Genomic DNA, 8402 nt, shown 5'->3' with positions numbered 1-8402 from the left:
CCTTTCCCCCTTCCCCCTGCGTCTAATTTCCACTCAAACTTTTTCTAAATTTTCCCGCATCGCCAGACATCGGGCATGATTCACACCCCGAACTCCTTCACAAATTTGTAATGCTTGCAAATAAAGAGATTTGGCTTGACTATAACGCCCCGTTTCCCGATAAATTTCGGCTAAATTATTCAGACTTTCGGCAACATTCGGATGATTTTCTCCCAACAACAGCTTATCAAGTTCTAACGCTTTGATACATAAAGGTTCCGCCTCTTGATAGCGTTTCTGTTCCCGATACAAATAACCCAAAGCATAGATAGTATCTGCTAAAAGTGGATGCGCTTTTTGTAATACGCGTTGCTTCAGTTCCAAAGATTGCAAAAACAAAGATTCTGCTTCATCGTAGCGTCCTTGAGCGCGGTAGATTAAACCTAAATTATGCAAATCTGTCGCCACATCAGGATTCTCTTCGCCTAAAAATTGCTTGTCTAATTCTATAGCTTGTTGCGATAAAGGTTCAGCTTCATTGAAGCGTCCTTGATGGTAATAAAGTAGGGCTAAATTATTTAATATCAACGCAACAGAAGGATGATTTTCACTCAGTAAAACCTTAGCAATTTCTAAGGAGCGCAGATACAAAGGTTCTGCCTCATCATAACGCCCTTGTTCATCATATAATAATGCTAAATTATTCAGACTAGCCACAACATCAGCATGATTTTCTCCCAACAAATTTTTCCTTAATTCCAAAGCTTGTTGATAGAGAATTTCTGCTTTGTTATATTGTCCCGTAGATTTATAAATTCCTGCCAAATTATTCAAACTAGTAGCATAAGCGGGATGATTTTCACCTAATAGGCGTTTTCTTAATTCCAAAGCCTGTTGATATAGTGGTTCAGCTTCGCTGTAGCGTCCTGTTGCACGATATAAACCTGCTAAATTGTTGAAACTAGCAGCTAAGTCTATTTGCAAACCTAATTCATTTTGCAATTCAATAGCTTGACGCCAATACTTGATTGCTAATTCTTGTTCTTCTTGATAATTTTGAGACTCACCTCGTTCTAATCTGCTGCGGTAAATATCACCCAATCTAGAATATAAAGTAGCTAAGCTAGGGTCTTTAGTTCCTCGTTCGTGTTCGATATTATCAATTAGCCTTTGTAAATCTTGGATGGGCAAGAAGAAATGATTATTTTCATTAGTATCTGTGCCAGCTAATTCTGTATCTCGAAAAACAAAACGTATAGGTTCTAATTCTTTACCAGCAATAGCGTTAGTTTTTTTAGACACAAATCGAAATACACCATTCCGCCAACTCCAAAAATCAGGAGCTTTTTTACTCAAGTTAACTAAAATTTGATTAGTTACCCAAAGGACAATTGTAAAAGGAAAATCACGCAATCCTTCCCTTGTCCATTGTAAATAACCAAAAAATTTCTCCTGTTCTGATTGTTCTTGTCCTAATCTGAGGAAATAAAGTTGTTCTGCACCCGTGACAGTAATTATCGCTGGTTGACGCTGACGCAGATATTCTTCTTGTTCTACGAGTTGGTTGAGGGCAGCTTTTAAACTTGGTTCATGGCGTGCTAAGATTACCCGATATGCACAAAAATTCAGTTGAAGTTCGGCTTCATATCTAGCAATAATTTCATCGCGAAAGCCGGGATCGTCACAAACCGCAATTAATAAATTTAATCCTTGGGTTTGAGCTTCAATAGAAACAATTAAATCATCATAAGCATCTTCATTTTCTCCCTCATCATCTAACAAATCTTCATTGGACATTAATAGCTCCCTGCCTTTTCAAGCTTTCGATAATAATTGGATGAACATCGTACCATGTTTCTTCAGTGCGATATTCTAGAACGTATAAACTATGTAGTAAATCTAAAAATTCAGGTTGTTTGGGGTCATTGGGCATAAATTGTTCGTAAACACTTTGTAAAATATCAATATCAACTTTTCCTAAACTGATAGAAAAATCATTGCGAATTTTATTGATTGCTTGGGCGAGAATTCCATCGTCAATAATAACTTCCGCGTTGGGATTGCGTCGAATCATCCGCAAACAAATACGGCAACATTCTTTAGAAATGCGAATTAATTCTCGTAATACGCCCCCACTGTAAATTACAATTTTTTCAGCGGTTTCTGGTGCTATTAATTCACTGGCAATGCGCTTGTGTAAAACTTCACCGAGAATCTTTGTTGCTTCTGCACGTGGTTGAGCATGAGGAAAGCGATTTTTACCTTTGTCAAAAATTTTTAGGACAGGCATTGCTACAATTTGGTCGTTAGTTTCAGTGGCAATGATTGTACTAATAAAAGTTTCTCGTAAAACTGCAATTGGTATTGTGTAGATAATCCGAAAATTCGGTTGGCAAAGAGCTTTAATATTATCTTTGTAAATTTCATTCACTCTGCCTAAATCCAGTTTATCTAAATCATCAATGATGACTAAAACATCTTGTTTAGTCGCAGCTTGAATCAAAGCCGCAATTTCGTTAATTCTTGCCACTAAATCTGAAATTTTGCGCTCAAACTCTTGTTTAATTTCATCCCGGACGCTAGCATCAGCTTTTAATTTAGAACTAATTAACTTGAGTAAGTCAAAACCTATCTCAGCCTCTACTTGCCAATTTAATTCTTCAGTGCGAGTCCGAGTAGCAAACCATTTATAAAGAGCCTCTTTAGTACTTTGAGGAATATCAACTTGGCGCGCTTCTGCTTCCGCCATTAAATTGACTGCAATCGCAAAGAGAATATTAATATGGTTCACTGCTGACATTTCAATTTTGTCAGCAATGGAAAATAGAACAACAAAATACTTATTTTGAATCTGCCTGCTAAATTCAGCCAACAAAGTTGACTTACCACAACCGCGATGTCCTGTAAAGACAATTTTGCCATCTTTATTGGGACTGTCTTCAACTAATTGGTTGAGGTCTGCAATTAAATCATCACCATATTCGACTCTAAATCTTTCCATTTCGTTCCGTTCCATTAACGGAAATAGTTCGAGATTGCTATATGCTGACTGAAAGGAATTTAATAATTCTTGAGACATTAGATTGTGCCGTAAAAGTGCTAGCTATTCATATAATGCCTCATCATTTTTGTTGTTAAAGCTCAGGCAATGTCTAGAAAAGATGATGCCGATTTTATTGATAAATATTTGTCAATTAATGATTACTAAGTAACTTTTATATGATGTCTTAAAAAATAGATGCTCTCTACCAAAATATCAACCAATAAACAAGTAACATACCTGAATCATGCATCAGGTTAAATAATAGATTATACATCAATTCATTAAATATCAATAATAGATTATACAAACTTGATAGTAAAAGTTACTTAATAAATCAAGAAAATAAAATTTTCAGTTATAAAAATAAGTTTTTGGTGTGGTTTGTTGATTAGGGCGCAATGTCACTTACTGAAAGCTATTTTTAGGTAAATAGACGATACTCTAGGGCGACAACAGTTACATTCAATTCTAGATTGTAGCTAGCCTAACACGGTTAAAGGGGAAAAGAAAAATACCAAACCTTTCCCCTTCCCTTTTTCCGGACTGCTGCAAGAAGTCTACTTTATTGACTAAAAAATATCAGGCTAAAATCCTTACTGCGAATTTCTTCCTGAAATATATGGAGAAAATCCCAAATTATTGATACATAAATCATTGTTTATTTACTTGTGTTCTATTTGTGAATATGAGATGATTATTTACATTTAATACTGTTAATCGACGTATTTACAGTATTTAACTGGTAAAACAGACGGATATCTGTATTTTGTAACCTCGAATAAAGGCTGCACAATTTGTTTTGCCGACTTACACAAGAGCCTTATTCGATAGTAAGGAGTGTAGATGTGAATTTAAGATATTTATTGTCCAAGTTGAAAAAACCGAAGTTATTGACTTTGGCAGCAGTATTTTTTGCTGTTGTGTTGATTGTCCCGTTATTACCTTTTTCTGCATTTTCCGCTAGTCCTCGTGCTAATATTCAGTTTGTTTCACCAAATTGGGTTATCGAGAATTCCAAAAATGCAAATTTGCGAATTCTGGATGTGCGAAACTTTCCTCTCGACTATATAGAAGGACATCTTCCTGGGGCAGTAAATATTGCTGATACTGCTTTTCGCGGCCCCAGACAAGGCTTACCCGTGCAGTATTGGAACAATGAAAAACTAGCACTAATTTTTGCGAATTCTGGATTAACAAATAACAGTCGGGTTCTTGTATATTCAGATGACAGAGATGTTTTAGGGGCAACAATGGTTGCTTATTTACTAGAACGTGCTGGACTGAAAGATATTGCTGTATTAGATGGTGGTTACACAGGTTATAAAGCTACTCAAGATGTAACCAAAAAATTTCCTAAATATTCAGTGGGAAAATTCACACTTAGGGATAATCCTTCTGTGCGAGTGAGTTTAAATGATGTGAAAAAACTCATTAGCAAACCAGGAGTAACCTTTATCGATCCCAGACCAGAAAAATTATTTCGGGGTGAGGAAAATATTTGGATACGTAACGGACACATTCCTGGTGCGCGGAATATTCCTTGGGTGACATTTGTAGATGCTCAAAATCCTCACAAATTAAAGTCATTAGAGGAGATTAAGAAAATTCTCGCCGATAAAAAGATTAATCCTTCAAGTGACATTATTATTTCTTGTAGCACCGGCAGAGAAGCAACATTACAATATGTCGTTTTAAAGCATCTGCTTGGCTATCAAAAAGTCAGGGTTTATGAAGGTGCTTGGACTGAGTATAGCACTCAGAAGGATTTACCAGTGGCTACTGGAGAGGAAAAATCAGCTTAATAGCAAATCAGGAGAAATGTATGAAATATGCAATTTTGTTCGTTGCAGCAGCAATTACAATCTTGGGGCCAGTAGATGTATTTGCTAATAACAATCAAGATCAAGATAGCTTAGTAAGTTGTAGAAGAAGTAAAGACCAATCTCCAGTAAATTCTACAAGCGATCGCTCAGGAGCATAGTAACAAAATCTCCCGCTAAAATGTAAATTATTTAGCGGTGAGATTATCAATATTTTGCACTCAAACTGAGTTATTCAGGAAAGAACACGAATGTCCGCAACTCGATACTCTCCCGTGGAGGTGCATTTGGGGGGCTGGTGGGGTCTTCAAATCCCGTATGGAGTGCAAAGCGGGCGCGTCCGTCTTCTGCGGAGTCGAAACACTTAATCAATACCACTTCGTTCCTTTGCATTTGTGGGAAGTAGTACCATTGATGTTTTGGATTATAAGTGACGGCGTAGGTTTCCCCAATGCGATCGGGGTATATGAGATCGTTCACTACCAAGTCTGTTGGTACAACACTTTGGGCATCACATAGTGTTAGTGGTGATTCTTGAATTGTGTCACCAATTCCTCGCCAAACATTGATAATCGCAAACCGTCGTTGTAACAGGCTATCAATGTTATCTATACCCTGTGCAACTAACTCTCTGCGGGCGCGTCTATGTCCCCCTGAAGTACTGAAGTCATTATGTACGCGCTTCACAGGTTCCCTAATGCCACTATTGATATCCTGCTTCATCAATGTGGCGTTACGCAAGGTGCAATCAAATATCACTACCTCAGTTGCACCAGTGGCTTCTTTTAATAACTGTTTTGCTTCTGGGTAATAAACTTGACGTACCTCCTCTCGATCGTAAAAGTTACGGACGCTGGTATTATGCTGGGTAAATGCAAAACCTTCTCGGTCTAGCGAAATATTTTGTGCGATGGAACGAGCATTGTAAATTGGCACTTTGTATGACTGATAGTTGCCATTGGAACGAACAACACCTGATGGTGGTTCATAAGCATAGCTAAAAAGCTTGTCTGTAGTTGGCAACAGGTAACTGAGGTTAGCCTCTACAGATGGCAAATCCTCAACAATCGGCCTGTCTAGAACTTGGCTATTTAAGCTCATAAGTCATACCATTTGTAATTTTGTGATTAGACCTAAGTTCAAAAAGAAAGCAACGAAGGAGAGACAAGGAAAGGTTTGTCTCCTTTATTTGGAACACAACAGACGTGGTTTCTGGGAACTCCAAAAAATAAACAGCAACTTCGGGTGGTTGAATGTTGACTGTGAATTATTAAGGATCAACAGTCTTCTATGGAATTTTTACTTGGAAGTCCCTAAATAGTTATCTCTGCATCATCATTACGGAGATATGAATAATTTAGCTTTAGACTACTGGCTTTATTATAAAATACAGTTTATCTACCGAGTATAAGGTGTTTATTTTAGGAGTATTGCATGGGCTTAAATAAAATTCAAGCCCTTAGACAATAAAATTAGGACTTAGGCAACGCCGATATTGGATTTCTAAGAGAAGTCGGGAAAAGGGGAAGGGGGAAAGGTTTGGTATTTTCCTTTTCCCCAATTTAAAGATCCATCCCTTTGACCACAAGAGTACAAACAGCAATTGATTGCACTCTTACTCCATGAGCTGCGCTCACAAGGAACAATAAAAATCAATCTTCTCATGCCCAATGCCCAATGCCCTATTTTCAAGGCAGGTCTATTGTCATTGCGATGGAAACAAAGTGTAGGAGAACAATCCCAGTGTCAGGAGAGATTACTACGCCATCGCTCCTAATGAGGAAATTACATTATTTTTGCGTCATTCGTGAAAATCTATCGATGCGCGGGGCGTACATCGCGGCAATTTGCAATCAAAAAGCCCCTGGTCAAGTCAATACCAGGGGTATCCATCTTTATTCCCTGATATATAGAATGGCATCTGCATGTCTATGATAGATAGCTAGTTATGCAATATTTTCATAACATCAATTACATTTTTGCAATCAGATTGGCAATTGGCGCAAAAACTCAGTAAAAAGGCTTAGCACTGAGCTAAGCCTTAATATGTTTAGTGCTAAAAGAGACATCGAAATTAATTTAAACTGAGTTTACAGACAGTTCATCTTCCTATAGGATGTGTCCAAGTATTCTAAAAACTGCTAAGCAATTACCTAATAATTTTTAATAAAAGGCTTGGCTAGGCCAAGCCTCTATATATACCAAGCATTTACTACACCAAGATTAATTTAGACTTACTCTTACTTTAGTTCATCTTCCTATAGGCTGTGTCCAAATATTGAAAAATTTGATATACAATTTTTTGGTTACTGAATAAAAAAAAGGTTTGGCTCTAAACCAAACCTGAACAATTGCTGTGCTTAACAACGTACTAAATTAATTTAGTTCTACTCTTTCTACAGATCATCATCCTAGAGAATGTGTCTAAATATTGTGAAATTTGGTATTTATTTATTTTGTAAAAATATTGACTATTTCAATTTCAGCATATATAAAAATATACAAGTATATAGTCCTAAAGTATGAAAAATAGTTCATCAATTCATAAACTATTTTATACTAAAGGTTTATGCGGTGGAGTGCTAAGTTTAAAATAACTCATCTTCAATTTGAAAAGTCTCATTACCACTCTGTACTCACCAATACCACTTGCTACAAGTCTCTTAACTCCACTCCGAACCCAAATTACTCCTATTTGATTGGGTGAAAATAACTCTGTACAGCCATATTCTCTGAAACCCTTTTACCTTACTACACAAATAATTTCAGATATCAAACCGGATTCCTATATCTTTGATTGAAAGTTAGTATAAATTCAAAAATGAAAGCAGATTAATGGATGCATACCTGTGTCAACGGTAAGCGCAAAGATAATTTCTAAGAGATAGATTTTAAACACTATCTTTAGTTCATATTCACATTTGAAAAAAAAACCCTGGATATTATTCCAGGGTACATACACGTTTTTCAGGCATTAACAGGCTGAATATTAACTCTAGAAAATAGTTTATTCTACTATCTAAAGAATGATACTAAGACCCCTATACATATGATATATGTAGTTTTTTGTTGCATAATCCAGCTATACATAACAAATTTCAAAAAATATGAACTAGCCTATCTGTGTCTCAGAGTTAGGCACAGAGCCTATTTGAATTATAAATTAAATTATCTAGTATTTGGGGATACTAAAAAGTAGTATTTGAGAACTTTTTTATGACTTTAGTAGGGTATCAAACAGATTAGCAGTTGGTATCGCTGTTTTATTGATACAGAATTATCGTTAGAGGTGATGGAGTAGGTATCTTACTAGCTAGTTAGAAATTTTTGGCGAATTACTGATGAAAAAGGCATGGCTAAAAGCCACGCCTCCTATATACCAAGTGTTTACCATACTTAGCTAATTTAAGATTAGTTTTATTTCAGTTCATCTGTCTATAGTGTGTTTACAAAATTTTTAGAATCTGTTGATAAATCAATATTTTTAAGACATAAAAAAAGTATTTTGTCTAGATATAAATCCAAAAAGATAATTTTATATGATTTATAGAAAAATATAC

5 protein-coding genes are annotated in these 8402 nt (G+C 36.1%); 2 read left to right on the top strand and 3 right to left on the bottom strand.

All coding sequences use genetic code 11. The annotated features are described in order from the left end of the window. Window positions 1-33 precede the first annotated feature (33 nt). Together GNE10_RS28345 and GNE10_RS28340 are read right to left on the bottom strand one after the other, a co-directional pair. Entirely contained in the window at window positions 34-1776 is a 1743-nt protein-coding gene (locus tag GNE10_RS28345) for a tetratricopeptide repeat protein (RefSeq protein ID WP_185568962.1), read from the bottom strand. After that, window positions 1766-3058, bottom strand: a complete 1293-nt coding sequence (locus GNE10_RS28340; protein ID WP_185568960.1) for an ATP-binding protein — start codon at window positions 3056-3058, stop codon at window positions 1766-1768. Before GNE10_RS28340 ends, GNE10_RS28345 begins: the two co-directional genes overlap by 11 nt. 809 nt (window positions 3059-3867) lie before the next feature. On the opposite strand from GNE10_RS28340, the gene GNE10_RS28335 reads away from it, so the two are divergent. Then, window positions 3868-4824 (top strand): sulfurtransferase, encoded by a 957-nt coding sequence (locus GNE10_RS28335; RefSeq protein ID WP_185568959.1) that lies wholly within the window; start codon window positions 3868-3870, stop codon window positions 4822-4824. Between the two features lie 20 nt (window positions 4825-4844). Beyond that, window positions 4845-5003 (top strand): hypothetical protein, encoded by a 159-nt coding sequence (locus tag GNE10_RS28330; RefSeq protein WP_185568957.1) that lies wholly within the window; start codon window positions 4845-4847, stop codon window positions 5001-5003. 70 nt (window positions 5004-5073) lie between these two features. Here the strand turns inward: GNE10_RS28330 and GNE10_RS28325 are convergent, their stop codons facing one another. Next, a complete protein-coding gene (locus GNE10_RS28325) occupies window positions 5074-5943 on the bottom strand; it encodes a CmcJ/NvfI family oxidoreductase (protein WP_185568955.1) in 870 nt (289 codons plus the stop codon). Between the last annotated feature and the right edge of the window lie 2459 nt (window positions 5944-8402).

Origin of the sequence: Nostoc sp. 2RC (genome assembly GCF_014222165.1) — a bacterium.
Lineage (GTDB): Bacteria > Cyanobacteriota > Cyanobacteriia > Cyanobacteriales > Nostocaceae > Nostoc > Nostoc linckia.
The sequence above is the reverse complement of the archived record's forward strand: the minus strand, read 5'-3'. Positions and strand labels throughout refer to the sequence as shown.